Source organism: Mycobacterium sp. 050128, from assembly GCF_036409155.1.
Classification (GTDB): Bacteria; Actinomycetota; Actinomycetes; order Mycobacteriales; family Mycobacteriaceae; genus Mycobacterium.
The window spans coordinates 647,110-671,779 of sequence record NZ_JAZGLW010000001.1; the positions used below are offsets into that span (position 1 = coordinate 647,110).

The following is a 24,670-nucleotide window of genomic DNA, read 5'->3' on the forward strand; positions in this document are numbered from 1 at the left end:
GCGCATCCACGGTGGAGCACTACGAGCGAGTGCGAAATTGGTGGATCGGCTCCGATCCTGGACTGTTGCGACTGCGGATGGCGACTCGCACGACGGCCGCGCTGGCCTGCTCGCTGGGGGTACTTTTCGTGCTGACTCGGGCGACGGGGCAGCCGCTGACCGTCGCGTTGCTGGGCGTCGTCATCACGATGATCGCGGCCCGATCCGTCAACGAGCCGGACCCGCGCCAGCAGCGCATCACGATGGCGCTGCTGCCGGTGCCCGCGGCCCTGTCCATCACCGCCGCCGCGGTGCTCGCGCCCTACCCGGTGGCCGCCGACGCCGTGTTCGTGGCAGTCGTCTTCGCCGCGGTCTACGTCCGTCGCTTCGGACCTCGCGGCCGGGCACTCGGCATGGTCGCGTTCATGGCCTTTTTCTTCACTTTGTATCTGCGAGCTAGCCTTTCGGAGTTGCCGTGGATGATCGGCGCCGTCGTGGTGGGAACGGTGTGCACCTTCGTGATGAGCACCTACGTCATGCCCGAACGGCCAGAACGCGTGCTGCGCGCCACAATTCGGGCGCTGCGCGCTCGGATGGCCATCCTGGTCGGCACCACGGCCGAGGCGGTTCGTACCGGCCGGCTCGACGAACGGCGACGACGCCACATGCGGGCCCGCACGACTCGGCTCAACGAGACCGCGCTGATGGTGCAGGGCCAGATTGAGGATAACGCCGATCCCGCCGTCCTGTGGCCCGGAGTGACCAGCCAACAACTGGCGCCGTGGTTGTTCGACGCCGAACTCGCCATCGAATGGGTCGCCAATGCCGGGCGGACCGTGACAACCGTCGCCGCGGAAAATCCGGCCGCCATCCCGGACGGCACCCGCCTCGAACTGGTCGGGGCGCTCGACGAACTCGCGCGAGCGATCCGGATTCCAGCGCCCGGCGGTCTGCAAGAGGCCGCGAATCGCGCGCAGCGGATCCTCGACCAGCAGCCCGGGCCCACCGCCGCCGACGACGCCGGCGAATTTGCGGTGCGCCGCCTCGCGCTGGCAATCATCAACGCCGCCAACGCAACTGCTGAAGTCCGCGCGATCGTCGACCACGCCACCACCGGCGCCGTGGCCGGCCCCGGCAGCACCGAGCCGCCCGAACCGGAAGACGATGCGCAAGACGACCCGCAAGAAGACAACGCCGTTGCCGAGAAAGCCGACAGCGGGCTGTCGCAGACCACCCGGCAAGCCATCCAGGTGACGATCGCCGCGTCGTTGGCCATCATCACCGGCGAGTTGGTTTCGCCGGCCCGTTGGTTCTGGGCGGTGATCGCGGCGTTCGTGATCTTCGCCGGCACCAACTCCTGGGGCGAAACGCTGACCAAGGGCTGGCAGCGGCTGTTCGGCACCATGCTCGGCGTGCCCTGCGGCATGCTGGCGGCCACGCTGTTCGCCGGCAACAAGACCGCATCGCTGGCCGCGATCTTCGTCTGCCTGTTCTGTGCCTTCTATTTCATGACGGTCACCTACAGCCTGATGACCTTCTGGATTACCACGATGCTGGCGCTGCTCTACGGCTTGATGGGTCAATTCTCTTTGGGCGTCCTGATGTTGCGGATCGAGGAAACCGCGATCGGTGCGGTGATCGGAGTGACGGTGGCGATCCTGGTGCTGCCGACCAACACCAGAACCGCGATCCGTGACGACACTCGGGCCTTCCTGCAGGCTCTGGACTCGCTGATCGAGATCTCCACCGCGACGATGTTCGGCGAGGACGAGGGGGTCAGCCCGACCGAGCAAGCACGCCAACTGGACCGAAACCTGCAGCAGTTCCGGGTCACCGCCAAGCCGCTGCTGGCCGGGGTGGCCGGCCTTGCCGGGCGCCGCAGCATTCGGCGTGGCCTGCGCATCTTTACCGCGTGCGACCGTTACGGGCGACGCCTGGCGCGCAGCAGCGAGCGCTACCAGGACCCCGTCGGATCGCAACGGCTCGCGTTCGAAATGGGCAAAGCCTTCACCGCCGCCGCCGATCAGACCCGGCACAACATCGACGCGCTGATCGCCCTCGTCGACGGGGCAACCGCGGTGACGGTCAACTCCACGACCGATGCGCTCGACGCCGCCGAGGCGCTGGCCCGCCACCAAGACGGTGCCAACGGGCCGCATCCCGACACCCGGCGATTCCTCACCGCGGTGCACGCGCTTCGCCAGATCGAACGCGCCGTCATCACCGCCGCGACCAACCTCGGCGCGCACGACACCCCGAAGCTGTCCAACTCGACAACGAGTTGAGCCCACCCGCACGGCAACTAGCCGACATCTAGCCTGATGTGTATGCCCAGGCGCGGGTAAGCGCTAGCATCTCCTCACAGCCCGCGATTCCCGAGGAGCACATCCATCGCCAGTGTCAACCTCCCGCCGGGGTTCGACTTCACCGATCCCGACATCTACGCCCACCGGTTACCGGTGCAGGAGTTGGCGGAACTGCGCCGTGCGGCGCCGATCTGGTGGAATGAGCAGCCGCTCGATCAGGGCGGGTTCGGAGACGGCGGCTACTGGGTGGTGACCAAGCACCGCGACATCCGCGAGGTGTCGTTGCGTACCGACGTCTTCTCGTCGGCGTCGAAATCCATCGTGCCGCGCTATCGGGAAGACCAGGCGCAGGGTCAGATCGAAGCCGGCCGGGCGTCGATGATCATGATGGACGATCCCGAACACAGCCGGTTGCGCAAGATCGTGGCGCGCGGCTTCACCCCGCGGGCTGTCGAGCGGCTGCGCGCCGACCTCGATGAGCGGGCACGGCAGATCGCCCAGCAGGCGAAGGCGGAGGGCTCGGGCGACTTTGTGTTGCAGGTGGCCTGCGAGTTGCCGCTGCAGGCGATCGCGGGGTTGCTCGGGGTGCCGGCCGAGGACCGCGGCAAGCTGTTCGACTGGTCCAACAAGATGATCGGAAGCGACGACCCGGAGTTCGCCGATTACGACGCGCTCACCTCGGCGGGCGAATTGATGTGGTATGCAATGCAATTGGCGGCCCGCAAGGCCGAGAACCCGGGCGACGACATCGTCACGACATTGGTGGCAGCCGGCGCCGACGGGGACGGGCTTTCCGACGCGGAGTTCGGCATGTTCGTGGTCACGCTGGGCATCGCCGGCAACGAGACCACCCGCAACTCGATCACCCAGGGGATGATGGCCTTCACCGACCACCCCGACCAGTGGGAGCTGTTCAAGGCGCAACGACCCAAGACCGCGGCCGACGAGATCATCCGGTGGGCCACCCCGATCACCGCGTTTCAGCGTGCCGCGCTGACCGACACCGAGCTCGGCGGTGTGGCGATCAAGAAGGGTCAGCGGGTGGTGATGTTCTACCGCTCCGCCAATTTCGACGAAGAGGTCTTCGACGACCCCTACGCGTTCAACGTCTTACGGAGCCCGAACCCACATCTGGGATTCGGTGGTACCGGCGCTCACTACTGCATCGGTGCCAACCTGGCGCGCATGACGATCGACATCATGTTCAATGCGATCGCCGACCACATGCCCGACCTGGTCTCCGCGGGCGATCCGCAGCGGCTGCGGTCACCGTTCATCAACGGCATCAAACACTGGCAGGTCGACTACACGCGTTGAGGCGAAGGCCTCACCTGCCACGCGCCTCGTTGACACTCGTACCACGTGGCCATACATTATCTCGTAATTGTCCGCAAGCTGGTGCCCCGCGGATTCCGGGCTAAGGAGACCGCCATGGCCGTCGGTACTGCTCCCCCAAGTGTTTTCGATGCCGACCTGCCCACGCTGAGCTACGACGCCGCGGAACCTCCCGCGGATGTCTACCCGCGCATCGAAGCGGTCCAACGACAAAGCCCCATCGCGATCGGGCCGTTCGGACCCGAGGTGCTCTCGTACCCACTCGTGCGTACCGTCCTACGCGACACCCGGTTCCAGATCCCACCCGGCATCAATCTGCTGGTCCAGGGCATCACGTCGGGCCCGCTGTGGGACAAGGTGGTCACCAGCCTGTTGTGCCTGGAAGGCGATCAACACCATCGGCTGCGGAGTCTGACGTCCAAGGCGTTCACCCCCAAAGCGACCTTGCGCCTGCACGACACGATGGCCGACCTGATGAACGAACTCGTCGATCAGGTCGCCGACGCGGGCGGCTGCGACGTGGTCACCGACATCGCCCGCCCCTATCCCGTCCCGATCATCTGCGCGCTGCTCGGCGCACCACGTGAGGATTGGCAACAGTTTTCGCTGTGGGCCGACGAGATCTTCAAGGCCTTCACCTTCAGCGCCGACATCCGCGAGCTCGAGCCCGGCGTGATGCGCGCCTGGGCCGAGCTCGACGACTACGTCGACGACATGGTCGCCCGGCGCCGGCACAGCCTGACCGACGACCTGCTGTCCGACCTCATCCGCGCCGAGGACGACGGCGATCGCCTCGACGCCGCCGAACTGCGCATGCTCGCCGGAGGTCTGTTGTTGGCGGGGACGGACACCACCCGCAACCAGGTGGGCGCCTCGGTGCAAGTGCTGTGCGAGCACCCTGAGCAGTGGCACTTGCTCAAGCAGCATCCGGAACTGGCCATGCGCGCGGTCGAGGAGACCATGCGCCACTCACCGATCGCCTGCGGGACCCTGCGCCTGGTGGTCGAGGACGCCGAGCTCGACGGCTATCTTTTCCCCGCCGGCACCATGGTGCTGGTGAACACCGCTGCGGCCAACCGCGATCCCGACGTCTACGACGCCCCGCATCGCGTCGACATCACCCGCGAGGGAGCACCGCCCATCCTCACCTTCGGCGGCGGAATTCACTACTGCCTGGGCGCCAACCTGGCCCGCCGCGAACTCGCCGAGGCGCTGACCGTGCTCAGCCAGCGGATGGTCAACCCACGCATCACCGGCCCGGTGCCCTGGAAGCCGATGGTGAGTTTGAGCGGGCCGACGAGCGTGCCCATCGAGTTCGAAGCCGCCCGATAGTCAGCGCTTGCGCTACGCGCGTAGGGTCCGAATGGTGGCAGAGCGGACGACACCCGACGGCGCGGTGCTGGTCTCACCCGACAACTTCGCCAGGGCCGAAAGCGACTTGTATTTCGGCAATATCGTCAACGGCGGCGGGTTCGGAACATTCATGCACATCCGGGAGCTGACGCCGCTGGACAAGCAGCTGGTGGTGCGCCCCAACCGTGACACCTTGTATTCGGCGGGCGTCTTCGACCTCGACGCCGCGCCGGTGACGATAGTGCTGCCCGACTCCGCCGCCCGGTTCATGTCGATGCAGGTCATCACCGAGGACCACTATGTGCCCGCCGTGTTCTACGGTCAGGGCGAACACACCCTCGCCCACAACGACATTGGCACGCGCTATGTCGCCGTGGTGATCCGCACCCTCGTCGATCCCAATGACGATGCCGACCTCGACGAGGTCCACCGACTGCAAGATGCGGTCGCGGTACACCAGGACGCCGCCGGGACTTTCGAGATTCCAAACTGGGATCCCGTCAGCCAAAAGTCGGTTCGCGAAGCTCTCGTTCAGCTTTCGGCGACGTTGCCCGACTCCCACCGGATGTTCGGGACCCGGAACGACACCGACCCGGTGCGCCACCTGGCCGGTTCGGCGTCGGCGTGGGGCGGCAATCCGGAAAAAGACGCGATCTATTTCAGTTTCCATCCCGTCGAAAATGACGGCGCCAGCGTTTACCTGCTCACCGTGGACGAGGTGCCGGTCGACGGCTTCTGGTCGGTCACGGTCTACAACAAAGACGGCTACTTCACCCCGAACCCGCTCAACGCCTATTCACTGAACAACATCACCGCGCAACGCGACAACAGCGGCGCGATCACCATCCAATTCGGCGGGTGTGATACCGCGACTGCCAACTGCCTGCCGATCACTGCGGGCTGGAATTACCTGGTCCGCCTCTACCGGCCGCAACAAAAGATCCTCGATGGGCAGTGGACATTCCCCGAGGCCCAACCGGTTTCGTGATCGCGCAATTGTGAGAAAGACCCCACGGGTCGCGGCCCCAGCGAACCCGCCTTACGCTCCTTGGTTACACGAAGTTAACGGGGGTTCACTGATGCGTGGGTTCAAGGGCCGAAGTGTGCCCAGACACCGGCTTGTCCTGCTCGGGCCGGCAATCTGCCTGGTCCTTGCCTCGTGTTCGGAGACCGCGTCCCCACCAGCCGTAACGTCGACGACCTCGACTTCTGCTTCGACGACCACCACCAGTTCGGCTCCACCACCGCCGCCGATCACCGGCCCGCTGGAGAAAGATTGGAAAAGCTACGGCGGAACGGCTTACTTCGGCTGTCCCGAGGAATTCTCGGTGAGCAAATCCGCACTCGAAGACATTCGCCCCAAAATATTCGACACCAAATCAGGACAATACGTAGCGCCGTCGCTGCCGACGATTCCCGCCGGCGAGAACGTCACCGGAGCCATCTGCGCGCTTTCGGGCACCGCGGACGACATGAAAGTCATCTATGTGGTGACGACCCTCAAACCGGCGCAGGCGCCGGCACCCGAGGTCACCAAGACCACCGCCTACGCCTTCGACTTCAAGACCGGAAAGTCGGCGGCGACGAAAGAATTGCAAGCACCAAGTCCCGACTTGAAATTGAGCGAACCGAAGCAATGGCGGCTTGGCGCAACGACATCCGGCGCCGCGTGGCTCAACGCCTTCACCGACGGGCATACGACCGCGTCGCCGCCGCGAACCGTCATTCTCTCCGGCGCCGACCTGTCCATGTCGTGGAACGACCCGCAACCCGGTCGAGTCTGGCCGGATGTCTTGTCGTTTCAGCGAAACACCCAGCCCGGCAAGGACTCTGGGGCTGAATTGCGCCGGCCGTCGGGGGAACCGATCTATCAGGATAACGATATCGTGACCGTCGATGCCGAATTATCAGACGGGCCAGACAAATTGGTGAAGATCACTCATCGTGACTCCCCCACCGCCGTGTCGACCATGTTCTTCGACCTGAATTCCAAAGCCATCATCAAGGTCGGCGACACCGACCGGATCTCCGGCGGCGGATTGACAGCGACGTTGTCGGACGGACAGCTATTCGTCGACGCCCGGGACTCGGCCGATTCGCAGTTCGGCTTCGGAGTGTGGAACCTGCGCACCCAGCACTGGGACCTGCTGAAGAACCGAGAGGACGCCAAGAAGATGCCGATCGCCAAGATGGCGTTCTTCGGCAACCACCTCTACATCTCGAACATCGGCGGAACGTACTCGGTGCTGGCCCTACCCGCTCCGGATCCGGTCGCGACCAACTGGTCCATCCGGCCGTTCGAGCGAATATCGGGCTGGACGCTGGTCTGCCGCGGCGAGACCACCGCGGGCGGAGAGTGCAAGGAGATCGTCATGGTGCAAGACCAGGAGGGCCATTACCCCGGCCCCTGGTTCTGACGCCGCGCCGCGGCGCCTTGAGTGTGCACCCCCGGCTTTGCGTGTGCACTGGGGGCGGGGACACGCCGACCGAGAGCACCCTGGACGCACACTCAAAGCCGTAGCCACCGGGAAATGCCATTATCAAAAAGGCGATAGTGCTTCTCGGTATGCGAGAGTACGTTATCGACGTATGAAAACCGTGCGCAGCTTCTGCCGCATCTGCACGTCTGTGTGCGGCATTCTCGTCGACGTCGACGGCGACGAGGTGGTCCGCGTCCGCGGCGACCAGGACCACCCGTTTTCGCAGGGTTACTGCTGCCCGAAGGGCCGGGCCCTGCCGCAGCTGCACCACCATCCGGACCGGCTGGAACGGCCGCGGATCCGGATCGACGGCCGGTTGCAAGACACCACTTGGGACACCTGTCTCGACGACCTTGGTACCCGGTTGAAGGACATCATCGACCGGCACGGCCCGGAATCGGTCGGCTTCTACTTCAGCACCATGGAGAGTGCGGGCTTCCGGATGGCCGAGGCGCTCCACGCCGCGATCGGCACACCGGCGAAGTTCAGCCCACTGACCATCGACGGCACCGCCAAACCTCTGGTCTCTGATTTGGTCGGCGGGTTCATGGGCCTGTCCGGCCGCACCGATTTGGACAGCTGCGATTTTCTGATGCTCGTCGGCGTCAATCCGGTGGTCTCGCATGGCCACGCGATTTCGATGCCCAATCCGACCGGCACCGTGCGCGAGATCGCCAAGCGCGGACAGGTGTGGGTGATCGACCCGCGGCGCACCGAGACCGCGCGACTGGCCACCGGCCATCTGGCGGCGCGCCCCAGCACCGACCACGCGGTGCTGGCCTACCTGGTGCGTGAGGTTCTGCGTGACGGTATGAAAACCGATGTGCCCGTTCAAGGTATCGGCGAGCTGACCGCCGCAGTTGAGCCATTCACCCTCGAACACGCCGCCGCGCTCGCCGACGTCCCGGCCGCGGAACTGACGCGACTGTGCGCGGCCGTGCGCGCCGCCAAGTGCGTGGCGGTCGAGACCGGCACCGGCGTGACGATGACGGCCGAGCGGGCCAATGTCACCCAGTGGTTGGCGTGGGTGCTGATGATTCTCACCGGCGCGATGAACCGGCCCGGCGGTACCTGGTTCCACCCCGGATTCGCTTACCAGATGGAAACTTTCGGCGAGTTCCTGCCGATCACACCGATCGAGGGGTCGTTCGGACCGGGCCCGCGTAGCCGCCCGGAGGCGCAGGCGTTCATCAACGAATGGCCGTGCGCCGTGCTGCCCGACGAGATCGCGGCCGGACACATCCGCGCATTGATCAACGTCGGCGGCAGCCTGGTCACCTCGTTTCCCGAAACCGGCAAACTGATCCCCGCACTGCAAAACCTCGAGGTCTTCGCCACCACCGAGATCATCAACAACGAGACCACCGAGTTGGCCACCCACGTGCTGCCCACCAAGGATCCCCTGGAACGACCTGACATCACCATTCACGACATCCTGAGCTCGCACGTGTCCGTGCAATACAGTTCCGCGGTCGTGGATCCGGTCGGCGAGCGGCGCTCGATGTGGTGGGTCTTCGCCGAAATCGGCAAACGGCTCGGCCACGACCTCGGCAGTCTCGGAGACCCGGACAGCAGCACCGACGACGACGTGCTCTCGGTCCTGTTGGCCGGCGCCCGAGCCAAGTACGACGAAGTCGCCGCTACGGGTTGGGCCGAGGTGCCTCGTGAACTGCCGGCGGCGTGGGTGGAAGACCACATCGGGCGCATCGGCGGCTGGCGGTTGGCCCCGCCGCTGCTCGTCGACCAACTCGCTGCTCTGCAGCCGCCCCCGCCACTAGTGATGGTGCCGCGCCGTCAGCGTCGAAAGCTCAACGGACAGTTGGACTTTCTCGGCGAGGGGCCGGAGATCTTGATCAACCCCGAGGACGGCGCCGCCGCGGGCGTCGTCGGCGGCGGGCGCGTGACCGTGCGCAGTGCCAACGGAGAACTGACCGGCATCGCCAAGGTCGACGAAGCGATGCGGCGTGGAGCGGTGTCGATCCCGCATGGCCACCATCAGGCCAATGTCAATCGGCTGACCAACAAGGACGACATCGACGTGGTGACAGGTATGGTCCGCTACTCCGGCATCGCCGTCAGCCTGCATCCGGCCTGATTGGAATCAATTGGCCGCCAACAGGTTCAAATAGCCCTGCCTGGTCCCGACCTCGAGCGCCTTCCGGCGCTCCAGCAGCACCACACAGCGCAGCGCCAGATCGAACGACCGATAACAGTAGTGCGCGATCAGGGCCAGGTGCTTGAGTTGTTCGTCACTCATCTTCTCCGTGTGGATGAAGTCCCGCACGTACACCATGTCGGCTTCCAGGAGCTGGTTGATGGACTGGCGCGGATCCACACACGGCGAAATCGGCCATAGCTTGATCTCGCGGAAACCGTGCGGAATGAATCCCTGGCTGCGCAGCTCGGAGTCGATGTCGCCCAGCGTCGGCTGGTCTTTGTACAACGTCACGAATGAAATCTCGGTTTGTATCGCGACCGTCTCGGCGAGTCTCGCTGTACCGCCGCGAAATACCGCGAGTTCGCTTCCTTGAACGTCTATCTTCAGAAAGTCGATGTGTTCAATCTCGGAAATGTCATCGAGCTTGTGCGCTTGCACGGATACCCGCTCGACCACTCGCCCCGGCAGCTTGAGGTACTCGAACACGTCCAGCGCCGCCGGGTCCGGCTCGAGCAGGCTCGTCATTCCGGATCCCTGACACACGTTGAGCGTGTGCGCTTCGCCATCGCCCACGGCATACGGCAGATAGCGCTCCGGCAAGCCTTTGCGGCTCAGCAACGTTCGCAGCGGATCGGCCTGCGGCTCGAATCCCGTTACCCGACATAGTCTCGCGGCCAGCATTGATGTATAGGGCGGCTCGGAATCGATCGGATTCGCACCGACGTCGACGACCTCAGTAATGCGTTGCGGGACAACAAGGTCCCAGAAATCCGAAATCCTGCTGGTACCGTCCGGAACGTCCGCCATAACCACGAAGTCAAGTATTCGGCATTTCGCCATGTGCCGTCTAGGACAAGACGAACACTGAAATGGACCGCAGCCTTTCGCGCGCTGTGTACCAAATATGTTGCGATTGAGCGGCGATGGTGTCGCCTCGCGTTTACGGTTGTAAAACTCTCGGCGCGCCAACGCGCCTCAGCAATAATGCTCCGGTAATTTAAATTCAAGTCGCCCACCGTTGGACGATTCCCCCCGCTCCGCTGGATGGAGGACGCCAATGTACAAACGTGAAACCGAACAATGCCGAAAGTGCCAGGGCCAAGCCGACGCGCTGGTCTGGTATCAGTACTCCTCGCGGGGGAACACCGTCGGACGCGTCATCTACCGGATGCGCTGCCGCAGTGGATGCTCGGGCTTGGTGGTCGATGGGCCCGGCGCACGCTGCTAGCACCGCCGCCAAAAGATAGGTGACCGGTCGGCTATTATTGCTGGCATGCCACGGCCGCCGAACCCCGACGTGCGCCGCCGCCTGCTTGCGGCGGGACTCGAACTCGTACATGCGCGCGGTTTTGCCGCCAGTGGCGTCAAGGACATCACCGATGCGGCCGGCGTTCCGAAGGGCTCTTTCTACGCCTACTTTCCGAGCAAAGAGGCTTTCGCCGCGGCAATACTCGACCACTACTGGTCCGGCATCGAAACGCGGCTGCTGCCCATTCTCGACGGAGATGGATTGGCACAGCGGCGCATTACGCGTTTTTTTCATGCCCTCGCCGACGAACATGAATCGGGTGAATTCCTGCTCGGCTGCCTGGTCGGCAACCTGTCGCTCGAGCTTGCCGGATCGAGCGAACCGGTACGCGCCGAGCTCGCCCGTATTCTGCAACGCTGGGATACGGCCTTGACCGCATGCGTGCGTTCGGGCCAGGGCGGCACCGGCGACATCCGATCCGACCTCGATGCGGCCGAACTCGCCTCCCTGCTGATCGAATCGTGGGAGGGCGCCGCCCTGCGCGGGAAGGTGACCCGCAGCCGCGACCCGTATCAGCGGTTCGAAACGGTCACCGTGCCGGCCCTGCTGCGCTGAACCTCATGCCGCTCGGAACACGGTAGTGCGGCCTCTTGATTTATAGACGACTGGTCATCTATTATCGGATGCATGGCGCCCCCAACCACCGACCCGTCCGGGTACGACGAACCGGACAACCCCGGGCTGCCGAGCTCGAACTTCGAGCTCGATCATCAGCACGCCGCCCTCGTCGTCACCGATCCGCAAATCGACTTTCTCAGTCCCGACGGGGTTGCCTGGCCGGTGTTCGGTGCCAGCGTCGACGACAACAACACCGTCGCGCACATCGGCGAACTGTTCGACGCGGCCAGGCTTGCGGGTATCATCGTCGCGGTATCGCCGCACTACTTCTATCCCACCGACAGCCAATGGCGGTTTGGTGATCCGCTTGAACAGTTCATGAGCAACGTCGGCATGTTCGAGCGCCGGGGCGCGTACACCAGTGACGGCTTCGCCGGCTCCGGGGCCGATTTCCTGCCGGAGTACTCACACCACATTCATGATGGGCGAACGGTCATCGCGTCTCCACACAAGATCGTCGGTCCCGAGTCGAACGACCTTGTCCTCCAATTGCGCAAGCGCGGCATCGGCCAGGTGGTCTTGGCGGGAATGGCCGCCAACCTCTGCGTCGAAGGACACCTGCGAGAACTGATCGAGCAGGGCTTCGAGGTCGTCGTCGTCAAGGACGCCACCGCCGGACCACGCCTGCCCGAAGGCGACGGCTACCTAGCCGCACTGGTGAACTTCCGTTTCCTCGCCAGCGCCGTGTGGACCACTGCGGAGGCAGTCGTCCAGTTGAAGAAACCCATTGGCGCCGAACCTCTTTCGCGTCAATACTAAAGAAAGGCGCACAACATGAAGACAACCGAGAAGCTGTACCAACACAAACTCGCGTTGAACAACGGCGGCCAGATCCCGGCGCTGGGGTTCGGCACTTCGCTATCCGATCGCGGCCAAACACACAATGCCGTCAAGACCGCGGTCGAAGTGGGGTTCCGCCACCTCGACGCCGCCGAACGGTATCGCAACGAAGCGGAGGTTGGGGCGGCGCTCAAAGAGTTGTTCGCGCAGGGAACGGTTCGGCGCGAGGAACTCTTCGTGACCACGAAGCTGTGGAACAACAACCACCGACCCGAACGGGTCAGGCCCGCGCTGCAAGCCAGCTTGGACAGACTCGGGCTCGACGCTGTCGATCTTTACCTGGTGCACACGCCTTTTGCGTTTCGCCCGGGCGACGATCAAGATCCCCGCGACGTGCACGGAGCTGTCGTCTACGACGACGGTGTCACGTTAGAAGAGACGTGGACAGCGATGGAAGGGCTTGTCGACGAAGGGCTTACCCACGCGATCGGTCTGTCCGACATCGGCGTCGAGGGCACCCGAAAGATCATCGATGCCGCCCGAATCAAACCCGCGGTCGTCGAGGTGGAGTCGCATCCCTATCACCCGCAATGGGAACTGCACGAGCTGTGCAAGTCCGACGGCATCATTCTGCTGGCCTTTGCGTCGCTGGGCCATGCACTGGAACCGCGACTGCTCGACGACCCACTAATCGTCGATATGGCGCGGCGTTACGGCAAGACCCCCGCACAAGTGTTGCTGGCCTGGGGAATTCAGCGCGGTAGTGCCGTTTTGACCTCGTCGGTAAATCCCCGGCGCATCGGCGAGAACTTCGATGTCACCGCGCTTCCCCAGAGCGCCATCGACGACATCAACGAGAGCCTCGACACCCGCCACCGGTTCAATTCCGTTGCGGACGCGGGAGTACCGGGATTCGCCGAAGTGCCGACGGGAAGTTGAGGCGCCGGCATTCGCCGAACACCTGGCCGGGACACAGCCCTTTCCCGGACCGCCCGTCGCCCGTCGGAAAATTACGGTGTAATTATTATGTGATTAAAGCACCGGCCGGCTGAGGAGAGAACGTGAAAGCTTGGCAGGTCCACGGCAGCGGTGAGCCGACCGACGTCTTGCGCCAAGTGGACCGCGAGCTGCCGGAGCCCGGCGCCGATCAAGTACGAATCCACGTCACGGCAGCCGGCCTCGGCCTACCGGATGTGCTGATGTGTCGGGGCACCTACCCGCTGACGCCCCCATTGCCGTTTACGCCCGGCCAGGAGTTGGTCGGCACCGTCACCGCGGTCGGGCCGAGCGTCGACATCGCAATCGGCACCCGCGTGCTGGGAGTCAGTGACTTTGTCAGCGGCAACGGATCCTTCGCCACGGGGGCTCTCGCGCACGCCGGCACCGTCTTCCCCGCTCCCGCCGGCATGGACGACTCCGCCGCGGCCGGATTCTGGATCCCCAACATGACGGCATGGATCGGCCTGGTCGATCGCGGCGGACTCAAAGCGGGAGAACACCTCGCGGTGCTGGGCGCAGCCGGGGGCAGCGGCATCGCGGCGGTCCAACTCGGGAACGCCAAGGGCGCGAAGGTACTCGCCGTCGTCAGCGACGAGCAGAGGGCCGAATACTGCCGGTCCCTGGGCGCCCACCACGTCGTCGTCGCCCACGGCGAAACCGCTTCTGACGGAACACCACTCGCGCATGCGCTGCGCGAAGCGACCGACTGGGCCGGTCTGGACGTGATCTTCGATCCGGTCGGCGGTGCGCAGGGCACCGCGGCCATGGGCGCCCTGGCGCGCGACGGCCGGCATCTGGCCGTCGGCTTCGCCAGCGGCACGTGGCCGACCCCCGACGTCGGGATGATGGTCATGACGAACACCACACTGGTCGGCGTGCTCGCGGCGGGCTACAGCCGTGCGCATCTCGAAGGGATCTTGCGCGGCCTCGAGGAATTGGCCGACGCCGGCGCCATCGCGAACACGGTCGGTGAAACCGTGTCGTTCAACGACATCCCGGAAGCGCTCACGCGGCTGGGCGAGCGCAAAGTCCTCGGCAAGATCGTGGCCGAAATCGACGGTGCCTGACGCTCGAACCGCGCCGCCCGGCCCCGGCGCCAAACCCGTTGCCGTGGACGAAAATAGCATCTGAGCTGTGGTGGCAGGTACTGGATTCGAACCAGTGTAGGCGTAAGCCGACGGATTTACAGTCCGCTATTCTGAACGTTTGCTGACGATGGCTAGTGTGGGCGCAATTGCAAAAGAGCATTTTACCTGCGGCTATGGCTAGTCTAGCGTTGGCGCCGTTCTGCTCCTTGGGGTGACATGTGCGTACAACTTGTTTACGCATAGCTGTCAGGGTCGTGGCCCGCGAGGCATTGGCGTCAAGCTTGCACAGCCAGGCCCGTGTACCGCCTGACCAACGGTCCGTGAGGGCGCACCGGCGGAGTCCATCGTGGGCGGGTGTGGCTGTGTACTTTTGCTGTTGTGTCCCCCGATGCTCGTCGGCCGCACCTTGCAGATAGCGCCGACATCATGGACTGGCCGCAGCGAGTTATCAGCAGGTACGAGTTCCCTGGGTTGATCCGCCGACTGATCCTGCGCGACAACGATCAGGTTGTTCGGTCCGAGATGCGCGACGCGGAGGGCGCTGGCGTGGAGGGTTACGACGGCATAATTGACGCGCTGCGCGCGACGCCTTTCGTCCCCAGGGGACGGAGCCTGTGGGAACTAGGCGTCAGCAACGATTTCAGGGCGAAGGCAAATAAAGATTTTAGAAAGAGGACCTTAGATCCACTCGGTGAGAATCCGCCGGAATGCACTTTCGTTTTCGTTACTCCTCATCGTTGGGAGGACAAGGAAGACTGGTCAGCTAGGAAGAAAGAGTCCTCCAACTGGGCTGATGTGCGGGTGTACGACGTCGACAACATTATGCAGGTTTTGGAGGATTCCCCCGCCGTTCATATCTGGCTCAGCGAACTCCTTGACAAGCCAGCAAATTCCGCTCAAAGCCTTGACCGTTGGTGGTCGCGATTCTCAACTAGAACGTCACCCGCGCTGTCGTTTTCGACCGTCTTAGCGGGCCGTGCGGATTCCTCACAACAGCTTTTAAATTTGTTCGAGGAGGATCGGCGACTAACGACCATCAGCGCGAAAAGCGTCGACGATACCCTAGCTTTTGTGGCAGCTACCATTCTCAGCACGCAAGAAGACATTTCTACCGATCTTCTGGCGCGTTGCTTGATTGTGCATGACCCAGCAGCATTGAGACGGTTCGATAGCTCGGGGGACTTGCTTCTCCTATTGCCGTACCGGGAAGAGGTTCTTCGAGATGCTGAGCAAGCGACGTCTCACGTAATTCTGCTTTGTGCGGACAACACCCCAGCCGACCTCAAACTACCGCCTGTTGACATTGAGCAGGTCGAGTCGTTGCTCCAAGCCGAGGGGGTGCAATCAACTTTCGCGCGACGACTTGCGAGGGCTGCGGGTACGAGTGTTCGCAGCTTTCAGCGCGTTGCATCCCAGCGACCACCGATCGGATCAGAGTGGCGCAGTGTGCTTTCTGACGCAAGCCTCCGTCGGGCGTGGCTCTTGGGATCTTGGACTACCTCTCGGTCAGGAGATCTGGATGCTTTCGGCGTAGTTGTTAACCATAGCTTTGAGGAAGTAGAAGAAGAACTGCGTACGGCAGTCCGCGAGTCAGATCCGATTTTTTCGAACGTCGGATCAGTATGGGCGGTCGTTAACCCAGAAGAACAAATTGAACTCAGTGAACTTCAGCTGATACGATCCGATTTTGTCGGATTAGAACGCGCTGTTCAAAACGTTCTAGCTTCCGTCGATCCCGCACTTGATTTACCACCGGAACGACGGTGGCAGGCGGCGATTTTGGGAAGGTCTCGACTCCATTCACGCGAGTTGAGACGGGGACTGGCCGTCACTTTGGCACTGCTCGGCGCACGGGGGACAAACATCGATCTTGGCGACGGATTAACCGCCACGGGTTGGGCCACAGGCATGGTAAATGCGTTATTTAATCGTGCGAATAACGATGAATCGATCCAACTTTGGTCTTCACTTTCCGATGTCCTACCGCTTCTTGCCGAAGCGGGTCCAGATCAGTTCTTGAATGCGCTAGCTAGCGCGGTTCGTATGTCTGAATTCGCTGCCCAGATTTTCCTTGACGATCAGGGTAGCTCTTTCACAACTTCGAGCCCGCATACTGGTGTGTTGTGGGCGTTGGAAGTGGCAGCTTGGGATCGTCAGACTTTTGGCCGTGCGGTCGACCTTCTCGCTCAGCTGGATGAGATAGATCAAGGCGGAAGACTTCAGAACCGCCCGCTCAACAGTCTGCTCAGCATCTTTCGACTGCACACGCCACAGACGCTCGCGTCGACTCAGGAACGGTTTCAGGTTTTAGATGCCCTCGTCCAGCGTCATCCCGACGTAGGCATTCAACTCTTGATTAAGCTATTGCCTGGGACAAGCGAACTTATCCTTGACACTGTGAGGCCGCGCTTCCGTTTAGAAATTGAAGGCGAAGATACCGACTTGCCGGAATATGTGAAGCGCATCGGCATGATCGTAGACCGCGTATTGGCAAAGCTCAGCCAGGACGCTTCACTGTGGCCAAGTGTCATCCCACGACTTGGCGACTTCCCGCCTGATGAACGTTCGAAAGTGTTGGATTCCATCGCAACCGCTGACAATCTGACGGAATCCAATGGCGATGAGCTTTGGAGGGCAGGCAGTGATCTGCTGCGGCAGCATCGCGAATACAGCGATGCGCCATGGGCCTTGCCGGAGCAAGAACTAAACAGGTTGGAAGGAGCAATCGCACGACTTGCGCCTGAGAGTCCGAGCATCAGTAACCGCTGGTTGTTTGATGAGATGTATCCAGGGATCCGTGTTGTAGATATTCCGAGCGCAGAAGAATCGCTACGCCAGATGCGCACAGAAAGCCTTCAGTTAATCGCGGAAGCACAAGGGCTCGACGGAATTAATAATTTCTGTCAGAAGGTTAAGATCCCCGCTCTAGTTGGCTATTCTCTCCCAGACGCTGACATCATTGAGGACCTTAGCGTGGCGCGCCTTTTCGATGATCAGAGGGACGGAGTGGTAGCTATGGTCGGCGGCTATTTCCGCAGGCGGGCGGAAACCGATCCAGATTTACTAATCGGCCTCGTCGACGAACTCTCTGACCGCCCGTTAATCCAGGCACGCCTCCTCTCTCATGTACCGCAATTAACTACGGCATGGGCAAAAGTTGCCCAGTCCGATGTTCAAGTTCAAGAGGTGTATTGGCAGGAGTTTCGTATCGTGGGCCGAGGCTTGGACTTCGCGCTGACGAATGAAGCAGCCCGCCATCTGCTTGACAACGGCCAACCTGGCAAAGCGCTTGACCTAATAAATATTTATCTACATGGCAATGAGGACGCAAGGCCTGAGCCCCAATACGTTGCCGAGGCATTGGAAGCCCTCCTCGCTAGTCGCACCAACTCTTACCGAATATTGCCGTACCAGGTCGAATCATCAATCGCATACCTACGTGCAGCCGACTTCGACGAAACGCGAACTGCACAACTGGAATGGAGCTTCTTGCCGATGCTGGGCAAGGAAGCTGCTGACGGACTACTACTTGAGCGCAAGCTCGCGACTGATCCGCAATTTTTTGTGCAGATCATTTCGTATGCATATAAACGCGCCTCCGACGAAACCGAGGACGCGGATGGCGTCGCGCCTCAAATAGCGACGAACGCCCACGAATTGCTGCGCATGTGGAAAAGGGTCCCCGGAAGTACCGGGCGAGGCGAAACTATCGATGCCACAGCTTTAGGGCAGTGGTATGAGGGAGTAGTACCGCTGTTGCAACAGGCCGACCGCTATCGAGTCGGACTACGGGTAATCGGACAAACACTAGCATTCGCTCCCGAGGATAGCGACGGGTCGTGGCCGTGTACTACCGTCCGCGACTTCATCGAAGCTGTGGGCAACGACAAACTCGATCAGGGGTTCCATATCGGCTGCTTCAACAAACGCGGAGCGACTTGGCGATCACTCAGGGAAGGTGGCGCGCAAGAGCACGCGCTCGGAGAGAAGTACCGGGGTTTGTCCGAGCGGATCGTGACTACCCATCCACGAGTGGCGTCAATTCTTCGTTCGCTCGCTGAGACATACTTGGCCGATGGGCGTCGTGAGGATGCCGAGGCGCAGCGGCGTCGTCAAGGTATCGAGTGATGCATGACTGACATGCCCGGTAGTCGCATGGGTATCGCCATACGGGTGTCGCACAACTTTTGTTGTGGGTTTCTAAAATGCCGCAGCGAAAGCATCGGGCTCGCGACGATGATGGCGGCAGAGCGTGTCACGTACGCCATTGATGTTTGCAAGTTCAGATGGCCAACATGCCCAGCATCCTAAGGATGGCCGCGAGATCGTCGTGATTGTCACGCATGCAAACGGCCCGCTGGTTTTCTCGAGGTTACTAACACTGCGTGACAGGGATCAACAGGGAAGACCGACGGCGAGCTATTCGACGCCTATATCCTGCACTCCGGCGCTACGATATCGCTCGTGGCGGATGTGAGCGTTGCAATACTAACTTTCACCGAGAACGAGGCAACGGCTGTACGAGGGTTGCTCGGGATTCTTAGTGACCCAAGCGGGCCGAACGTAACGGTCTGGACGGCGAAACTGCTGGGGGAAGTGGTAGAGGGCAAGTTGTCCGACGGCAGCACAGCGCGGATTCAGCACAAGGCGCTACTTGCTCAGGGGAATGCCATCGCCGGGGCTGCCCTCGCCAGGGCGACGAAGGACACAATTCAGAATTGCGATGTCGACTACTTCATATTCTATGGGTGTTGCGGAGCAGTCGAACCGGCTCTGGTTGGTCAGGTGTTTCGGGTCGATTGGGTTTCATACATGTCACTGGGAGTGGTAGACCCCGCACCTGGCGGCGAGGTCGTCATGCTAAGGAACAAATGGATCGTCCCGACCGAACCCAACACGCAAGCCCCACTGAAACCCATTGAGCTGCCAGCCGGTTCAGCATCTGCTCCGGGTTCCGTGTTTGGGCTCGACCTTGACGACGCCCACGTTCTTGCCACCGACCAGGTGGTCCGTGTCTCGCCGGGCAAGCTCCCGAAGGGGCCAATCAAAACGCCACCGCCACCGGCCAGTCCCATCTACGAAAAGGGGGAATGGACGTACTCCGAGGGGCTTGCCTGGTACATCGATCTAGCGAAGAGGTGGGCGACGCCGCCGGATATGCCCAAACCTGTACTCATCGAGATGGAGAGCTTCGGTATCGCTTCCACGATGGAGGCATTGGGTTTGAGTTACCGCGTTCTCGTGCTTCGCGTGGTAACCGATGCGTTGAGCAATAAGACGAAGCAAACCGATGAGGAGCAACTCGAGCTCCTGATCAAGGGGCTCCGGGGGTTGGCTTCTGCCTTGGGGACTATCCTGAAAATCGGTGAAGATGGCACAAAAATGACACCGAATCCTTTTCTAAGCCAGGTAAATCGTCTACGGGCCGGCAATGTTCGCCCACCGGCGGCGGCTGCCGCCAATTTGGCCTCGACTCCAAGTCTCAGTCCCGACTCGACGCCGTCGAACTGGGATCTAGTGCGTATTGTGTCGGCGGCAGTCGCGGCTTGGGACGAGCAGCTTCCACGACTAGACCGGTTTTCCCTGCCGCTGTACGCAACTCAAGCCCGAGAACCATCCGACACCCACGACCGAGAACCACCATCAGACACCCACGACCGAGGACCATCAGACGTCGAATTTAGCCCGCGAGCGAATGCAGCCGCGACAGCCCAGCTTTTCCTAGGTCAAGTCCGCTCCGACTACCGGCGCGTGGCTTGGCCGGAACTCGAACTTTACCGGCTGGAAGAGGCGCGCAAGTCAGAGGAAGGAAGGTTTGTCCTGGATAGCGCCGGGCTCAGTTCGGACCGATCAGTCGCAGTTCTGGCAGTCGGGCGATACCTTGCTTCGAGCACCGGTCCCGAACCTTCAGAGGTACGCGCCGCATTCGAACCGTGGATCGATCCCGACGACAACCTAAATGCACGGGAGCGGTATGTAACATCGTTCGGCGAGGTTCTCGGCCCAGTGGTGCAGCTTGCGCTTGCACTCAATCGCTCACCCGACACACCTGACACTTCCTTCGACTTCATCCTCCCTAGTTGGGTCAGCCGCGTAGGGCCACCGTGGTGCCTACAGTTCCTTGAGGCGGGCGCTCGAATCCTGCAGACGCCGGTGGACCTCTTACCGCCCATCGCTGGGAGCGAAGAGGGCGAATGGCAGCGGCAGCGTACGGACGGTTAGTGGTGGCCTACCAAGTCTCAGCAGGCGACGCTGGCTCCACCCGCAACGGACGCAGGTCACAAGCCACTGCGGTAGCCGGGCGCGGCCGCGCTTCCCACAGTTCTTGCCGGGTGCAAAGACACAACGTCTCAAATCTTTAGATTTGAAACGCTATCTAAGAGATCGGTTCAGCGACACCAATTATCAGTTCGCAGTGTCTCAAAAGTTGACTCAAAAATATCGTCTCATATTGACGTGTTATGAGACTTTTGAGACGATACTCTCATGTCGATCACCGCACCCGCCATGATTGGAACCACCTTGGGCTACGCCCGAGTCAGCATGGGGCACCAGTCGCTTGACCAACAGACCGATGCGCTCGCGGCGGCAGGAGTCGACACTGACCGCATCTACACCGACAAGCTCTCTGGCACGTCGACTCGTGAGCAGCGTCCTGGCCTTGCTGCACTGCTGGACTACGCCCGCCAAGGAGATGCAATCGTGGTGGTTGGCATCGACCGCTTGGGCCGAAACGCAGCCGAAGTGATGACCACCATTCGCGAGCTACGTGAACGTGGCATCGTTTTGCGGTCGCTTCGCGAGGGTATCGACACATCGAACGCGACTGGGCGCATGGTGGCAGGTGTGCTGGCGAGCCTAGCTGAGTTGGAATTGGAATTGGGTCGCGAGCGTCGGTCTGCTGCGCGGGAGGCGCGTAGGACACGCGGGCAGGCTGTCGGTCGTCCGAAGGCACTGGACGTTTCCAAAGTGGGCCTGGCACAGCGGATGCACGCCAGCGGAGAGTCGGCAAGCACTATCGCGGCCACGCTTGGCGTCAGTAGGGCCACGGTCTATCGAGTGCTCGCGGAGGATGCCGAATAAACAGGCACTAAGATTGCGAAATGCTATCGGTGGTCGTGCGTGACGTTTATACCGACGCAGAACGACGGGAAATGCGGGCAAGCCTGAAGAGCCTCCTCCCGATCGATAGCATGATCTGGAGTCCTGCTGGTGTGTATTGCTTTTGGGACCCAGAGACGCACGACGCGTTGTATGTCGGGGTGTCGAATAATCTGGCCGGTCGCTTCGCCACTCACAACGGTCTAACGGGCCGCCTGCCCCGCGGCAATAAGGTTCAAGAGATTAATGATTGGTTCCAAACGCATCCCCGACTTGGGTACAGCGTCATCCTGCAATCGGCGATTGCCGATGACAAGTATGAAGGCGCATCTTCCCGTGCGGAGGGCCAACTGATCGAAGGGCACCGGATCAGATATGGGTCCATCCCACCGTGGAACAAGATCGGCGCTAGCACCGAGGGCGCGGCCAAGGCTGGAGTCTTAACGGGCGGATGGTTCGACATGCTCACCGGCCGCGGGGACAGTCTTATGGTGTCCCGACGAACAATCCGAGAGTTAGACGCCGATGCCAGTGCCGAGATGAAGGAATTCGATCTGGTGATTGCCCGAACGCCCTTGCTTGTAAGCCAAGTCGGTGATGGAGCAATTCGCACAGCACTTGCGCGAGTGCAGGACAACGCAGAGTACTGGGGCATGACCCAAGACCGATGTGCTGAGTTGGCGGCGTATCTGGATGAACCTGCTCCACACCCTGAGTCAATCTGAGGCGGGTTGCAGAGTTGGATGTCTGGGGGGGACCCCAAACACGCGAAGCGCCCGGACACCCGCGCAAACCCGGCCCTCTCTCCCCGACCAACTTGTGTTGGAGCATTTACAATTTCAATTGCGTTCGATAGGCCGCGAGCACGCTGCGCGGGATTCGCTGCCGGGCATTCAGACGACACTCATCACGGTAGATGCGTCACCGACGCGCCCACGCATCAACTGCTCGAAGCACTGAATGTATGGGCATGTAAGGACTGATTGCTGACATCTGAAGCAGTGAGTGCTCCGGCACGACCTTCTGACCAGAATGTTTGCGCGGCTTCTCTATTGATCTCTCTTAGCCCGCGATGGACTTTGCACACCTTACGGCTATTGCCGAAGCCCATCTCGATGAAATCGCCTGGGGGAATCAGACACTCCGTGCACGATCCAACTTCAAGCCAGCCATACTCGACCGCAGTTCGTATCGCGCGGTGAATATCCTGTCGACCCTTGCCCATCAGCTCCGCCAACTCACCGCGATCGAAACCGGCATGGCCGCTGGCCCCGACGCGCGCATACGCCATGCAGGCCACCTTGAGCCAAAGAGGTTGCGCCAGTTCCAAAGCGCGCTGTTCCCACCCAGCTTGGGATGCCTTCACCCAAGGAGCTTCGATCGTCATTGTTGGTCACCCCTGGTGGTGACAGCTCGCTGAGCACTGATCCAAACATCCAGTGCATCTGCGGGATACACCACGGTCTTTCGTCCCAGCTTGAAGGATGGTGGCCCCTCGCCTCGGTGACGCCACCACCGGAGGGTGGCGACGGGAATGCCGGTCTTCTCGTACACCTCGCGGGTGCGAAGTAGTTCGCTCACTGCTGCTCCAATATTCGAAATGAGTTGTGCTGAAACGACTTCACTCGCCGCATAGCGCGAGTGATTCAGAGAAACAGTGTTCGACTCCCATGACTTCGTTGAATGACTCTTGCTGCCAACGCACCCAGCGTATGTCGACCCGTCCGACGGTGGCGCGGTCAGTTTGGCGTAAACCGGGAGCCCAGTCTGCGGCCTAGTTCCCAGTGCCACAACTGCCATGCATCAACACCAGACCAGCCCTAACGTCACCGAGCATCGACGTCGAGGCGCTGAAGTGGCGTGTTAGGCGGCTGTCTGCTTCGCTGCCGCCATGGCGTCCCCCAAGGCTTTCGCGGCGGCGGACAAGTCGTCGTGATAGAGGTGGCCGTAGCGATCCAGCGTCATTGATGCCGTGGCGTGACCGAGTTGTCGTTGCACCACTTTGATGTTTGCGCCAGTCGAGATAAACAAGCTGGCTGCAGTGTGGCGGAGGGCGTGCGGGGAGATGGCGGGAAACTTCGGCGTGAGCGGCTGACCGTGCTCGTCCAAAGCCCCTGCTTCTAGCTCATGCTGGCGCTGCTCGTCGGCCTGGTCTTGCATGGCCTTCACTGCCCTGTCGAAAGGTCCGCGATACTGACCCAATGTGAGCGTGCCCCCGTTATTGCCGGGGAACACTAGATCCTCTTGGTCGGCAGGTAGCTCAGCAATCAATCGCTCCCACACCGGTGGCGGCACAGCCACGTCACGAATGTGCCCCGTCTTGGTCCTAGTGGTCACCATGCCCTGGCCGGTGACGCGGGTCGCCGACTCCCTGATAGTCAGCTTGGCGTCCTTAACGCTCCCCCTACGCAATGCGGCGGCTTCTCCGAAGCGGATACCGCAGTAACCGAGGATCAGCGTTAGCACCGCGAATCGTTCTGTGCGCTCGGCCAACCCCTGTAGTTGGGCGTGGGTCAGGTACTTGATCTCCCTCGCGTGCTCTGTAGGAAGGTCGTGACGGCGGTCGATGTCGGCAATTACATTCCTGGATGCCAGGCCAGCCCTCACCGCATGCTTGTAGACAGCGCCCATTAGTTGGTGAGTCTGAATGATCCGGCTGGCCGACAGGCCGGTGCAAGCCTGGGAACCGCTCACGCTCAGGCTGGCGAACCAGGAGGATAGCTCACCGTAGGAGATCGCTTTCATCTCCGAATCGCCCCATTTCGGCAAGACGATGGTGTCCAGAATGCTTCTGTACCCGGCAAGGGTCTTTGGCTTGCGGTGACCCTTCGTCTTCAGCCATTCCTCTGCCGCAGTGCTGAAGGTGCTGCGACCAACATCGGGGCTTATCCACTGGTTGGTGACGACCTTGCCGCGCTCGGCGTTCGACCATGCCTCGGCCTCGGCCTCAGTGCGAAATCGCCTCGTGTGCGACTTGCGGTCGTCGCCGACATACCAACCGCGCCACCGCTTCCCCACTCCCTGAGGCTTCCCCTGGCCATCGGCCCATCGCCCGGTCGCAAGCTTCGAAGGCGTGCCGTCGTTGTTCTTCCAGAGGTCGATGACCCCACCCGTGCCCGGTGTCCGCGTGATCGCCACGGAACCGAGTTTACGTTCTGCATACA

19 protein-coding genes are annotated in these 24,670 nt (G+C 61.9%); 15 read left to right on the plus strand and 4 right to left on the minus strand.

The features are described 5' to 3' along the window. Positions 1-77 precede the first annotated feature (77 nt). The 6 genes from SKC41_RS03140 (at position 78) to SKC41_RS03165 (ending at position 9,548) form a co-directional block, all read left to right on the plus strand. Positions 78-2,264 carry an FUSC family protein gene (locus SKC41_RS03140; RefSeq protein WP_330978733.1) on the plus strand — a complete coding sequence of 729 codons (2,187 nt, stop codon included), beginning with the start codon at positions 78-80 and terminating at the stop codon, positions 2,262-2,264. Positions 2,265-2,369: 105 nt separating this feature from the next. Further along, positions 2,370-3,602, plus strand: coding sequence for a cytochrome P450 (locus SKC41_RS03145; RefSeq protein ID WP_330978734.1), 1,233 nt, complete (start codon positions 2,370-2,372; stop codon positions 3,600-3,602). A 114-nt stretch (positions 3,603-3,716) separates the two neighbouring features. Continuing rightward, positions 3,717-4,952, plus strand: a complete 1,236-nt coding sequence (locus SKC41_RS03150) for a cytochrome P450 (RefSeq protein WP_330976272.1) — start codon at positions 3,717-3,719, stop codon at positions 4,950-4,952. Between the two features lie 31 nt (positions 4,953-4,983). Further along, a complete protein-coding gene (locus SKC41_RS03155; RefSeq protein WP_442931549.1) occupies positions 4,984-5,961 on the plus strand; it encodes a DUF1254 domain-containing protein in 978 nt (325 codons plus the stop codon). Positions 5,962-6,052: 91 nt separating this feature from the next. Further along, positions 6,053-7,390, plus strand: a complete 1,338-nt coding sequence (locus tag SKC41_RS03160; protein ID WP_442931550.1) for a hypothetical protein — start codon at positions 6,053-6,055, stop codon at positions 7,388-7,390. Between the two features lie 172 nt (positions 7,391-7,562). Beyond that, positions 7,563-9,548 (plus strand): molybdopterin-containing oxidoreductase family protein, encoded by a 1,986-nt coding sequence (locus SKC41_RS03165; RefSeq protein ID WP_330976275.1) that lies wholly within the window; start codon positions 7,563-7,565, stop codon positions 9,546-9,548. Positions 9,549-9,554: 6 nt separating this feature from the next. Here SKC41_RS03165 and SKC41_RS03170 read toward each other — a convergent pair whose 3' ends face one another. Then, positions 9,555-10,580: an FkbM family methyltransferase gene (locus SKC41_RS03170; RefSeq protein WP_330976276.1), complete on the minus strand. Its 1,026-nt coding sequence runs from the start codon at positions 10,578-10,580 to the stop codon at positions 9,555-9,557. Positions 10,581-10,668: 88 nt separating this feature from the next. On the opposite strand from SKC41_RS03170, the gene SKC41_RS03175 reads away from it, so the two are divergent. The 9 genes from SKC41_RS03175 to SKC41_RS03215 all read left to right on the plus strand — a co-directional run bounded on the left by SKC41_RS03175 (position 10,669) and on the right by SKC41_RS03215 (position 22,231). Then, positions 10,669-10,839, plus strand: a complete 171-nt coding sequence (locus SKC41_RS03175) for a hypothetical protein (RefSeq protein WP_330976277.1) — start codon at positions 10,669-10,671, stop codon at positions 10,837-10,839. Positions 10,840-10,908: 69 nt separating this feature from the next. After that, positions 10,909-11,475: a TetR/AcrR family transcriptional regulator gene (locus SKC41_RS03180; RefSeq protein ID WP_330976278.1), complete on the plus strand. Its 567-nt coding sequence runs from the start codon at positions 10,909-10,911 to the stop codon at positions 11,473-11,475. Between the two features lie 72 nt (positions 11,476-11,547). Continuing rightward, positions 11,548-12,297: a cysteine hydrolase family protein gene (locus tag SKC41_RS03185; RefSeq protein ID WP_330976279.1), complete on the plus strand. Its 750-nt coding sequence runs from the start codon at positions 11,548-11,550 to the stop codon at positions 12,295-12,297. Between the two features lie 15 nt (positions 12,298-12,312). Further along, entirely contained in the window at positions 12,313-13,257 is a 945-nt protein-coding gene (locus tag SKC41_RS03190; protein WP_330976280.1) for an aldo/keto reductase, read from the plus strand. 122 nt (positions 13,258-13,379) lie between these two features. Beyond that, positions 13,380-14,384, plus strand: a complete 1,005-nt coding sequence (locus SKC41_RS03195) for a zinc-binding dehydrogenase (RefSeq protein ID WP_330976281.1) — start codon at positions 13,380-13,382, stop codon at positions 14,382-14,384. A 399-nt stretch (positions 14,385-14,783) separates the two neighbouring features. Further along, positions 14,784-18,533: a hypothetical protein gene (locus SKC41_RS03200; protein WP_330976282.1), complete on the plus strand. Its 3,750-nt coding sequence runs from the start codon at positions 14,784-14,786 to the stop codon at positions 18,531-18,533. A gap of 336 nt (positions 18,534-18,869) precedes the next feature. Further along, positions 18,870-20,627, plus strand: coding sequence for a hypothetical protein (locus SKC41_RS03205; protein WP_330976283.1), 1,758 nt, complete (start codon positions 18,870-18,872; stop codon positions 20,625-20,627). A 264-nt stretch (positions 20,628-20,891) separates the two neighbouring features. Beyond that, positions 20,892-21,488 carry a recombinase family protein gene (locus SKC41_RS03210; protein WP_330976284.1) on the plus strand — a complete coding sequence of 199 codons (597 nt, stop codon included), beginning with the start codon at positions 20,892-20,894 and terminating at the stop codon, positions 21,486-21,488. 20 nt (positions 21,489-21,508) lie between these two features. Beyond that, positions 21,509-22,231, plus strand: coding sequence for a GIY-YIG nuclease family protein (locus SKC41_RS03215; RefSeq protein WP_330976285.1), 723 nt, complete (start codon positions 21,509-21,511; stop codon positions 22,229-22,231). Between the two features lie 215 nt (positions 22,232-22,446). Here the strand turns inward: SKC41_RS03215 and SKC41_RS03220 are convergent, their stop codons facing one another. The 3 genes from SKC41_RS03220 to SKC41_RS03230 all read right to left on the minus strand — a co-directional run bounded on the left by SKC41_RS03220 (position 22,447) and on the right by SKC41_RS03230 (position 24,644). Then, positions 22,447-22,893: a hypothetical protein gene (locus SKC41_RS03220; RefSeq protein WP_330976286.1), complete on the minus strand. Its 447-nt coding sequence runs from the start codon at positions 22,891-22,893 to the stop codon at positions 22,447-22,449. After that, entirely contained in the window at positions 22,890-23,087 is a 198-nt protein-coding gene (locus SKC41_RS03225) for a helix-turn-helix transcriptional regulator (RefSeq protein ID WP_330976287.1), read from the minus strand. Before SKC41_RS03225 ends, SKC41_RS03220 begins: the two co-directional genes overlap by 4 nt. Before the next feature lie 282 nt (positions 23,088-23,369). Further along, the gene (locus SKC41_RS03230) at positions 23,370-24,644 is read right to left on the minus strand and encodes a tyrosine-type recombinase/integrase (RefSeq protein WP_330976288.1); all 1,275 of its coding nucleotides are present in this window, start codon (positions 24,642-24,644) and stop codon (positions 23,370-23,372) included. Positions 24,645-24,670: the final 26 nt, after the last annotated feature.

What these genes read in the sequence shown, in the direction of transcription:
- SKC41_RS03150 (WP_330976272.1), top strand. Translation starts at nt 3,717, where the DNA reads ATGGCCGTCGGTACTGCTCCCCCAAGTGTTTTCGATGCCGACCTGCCC.
- SKC41_RS03140 (WP_330978733.1), top strand. Translation starts at nt 78, where the DNA reads ATGGCGACTCGCACGACGGCCGCGCTGGCCTGCTCGCTGGGGGTACTT.
- SKC41_RS03165 (WP_330976275.1), top strand. Translation starts at nt 7,563, where the DNA reads ATGAAAACCGTGCGCAGCTTCTGCCGCATCTGCACGTCTGTGTGCGGC.
- SKC41_RS03190 (WP_330976280.1), top strand. Translation starts at nt 12,313, where the DNA reads ATGAAGACAACCGAGAAGCTGTACCAACACAAACTCGCGTTGAACAAC.
- SKC41_RS03175 (WP_330976277.1), top strand. Translation starts at nt 10,669, where the DNA reads ATGTACAAACGTGAAACCGAACAATGCCGAAAGTGCCAGGGCCAAGCC.
- SKC41_RS03155 (WP_442931549.1), top strand. Translation starts at nt 4,984, where the DNA reads ATGGTGGCAGAGCGGACGACACCCGACGGCGCGGTGCTGGTCTCACCC.
- SKC41_RS03215 (WP_330976285.1), top strand. Translation starts at nt 21,509, where the DNA reads ATGCTATCGGTGGTCGTGCGTGACGTTTATACCGACGCAGAACGACGG.
- SKC41_RS03185 (WP_330976279.1), top strand. Translation starts at nt 11,548, where the DNA reads ATGGCGCCCCCAACCACCGACCCGTCCGGGTACGACGAACCGGACAAC.
- SKC41_RS03210 (WP_330976284.1), top strand. Translation starts at nt 20,892, where the DNA reads ATGTCGATCACCGCACCCGCCATGATTGGAACCACCTTGGGCTACGCC.
- SKC41_RS03220 (WP_330976286.1), bottom strand. Translation starts at nt 22,893, where the DNA reads ATGACGATCGAAGCTCCTTGGGTGAAGGCATCCCAAGCTGGGTGGGAA.
- SKC41_RS03160 (WP_442931550.1), top strand. Translation starts at nt 6,053, where the DNA reads ATGCGTGGGTTCAAGGGCCGAAGTGTGCCCAGACACCGGCTTGTCCTG.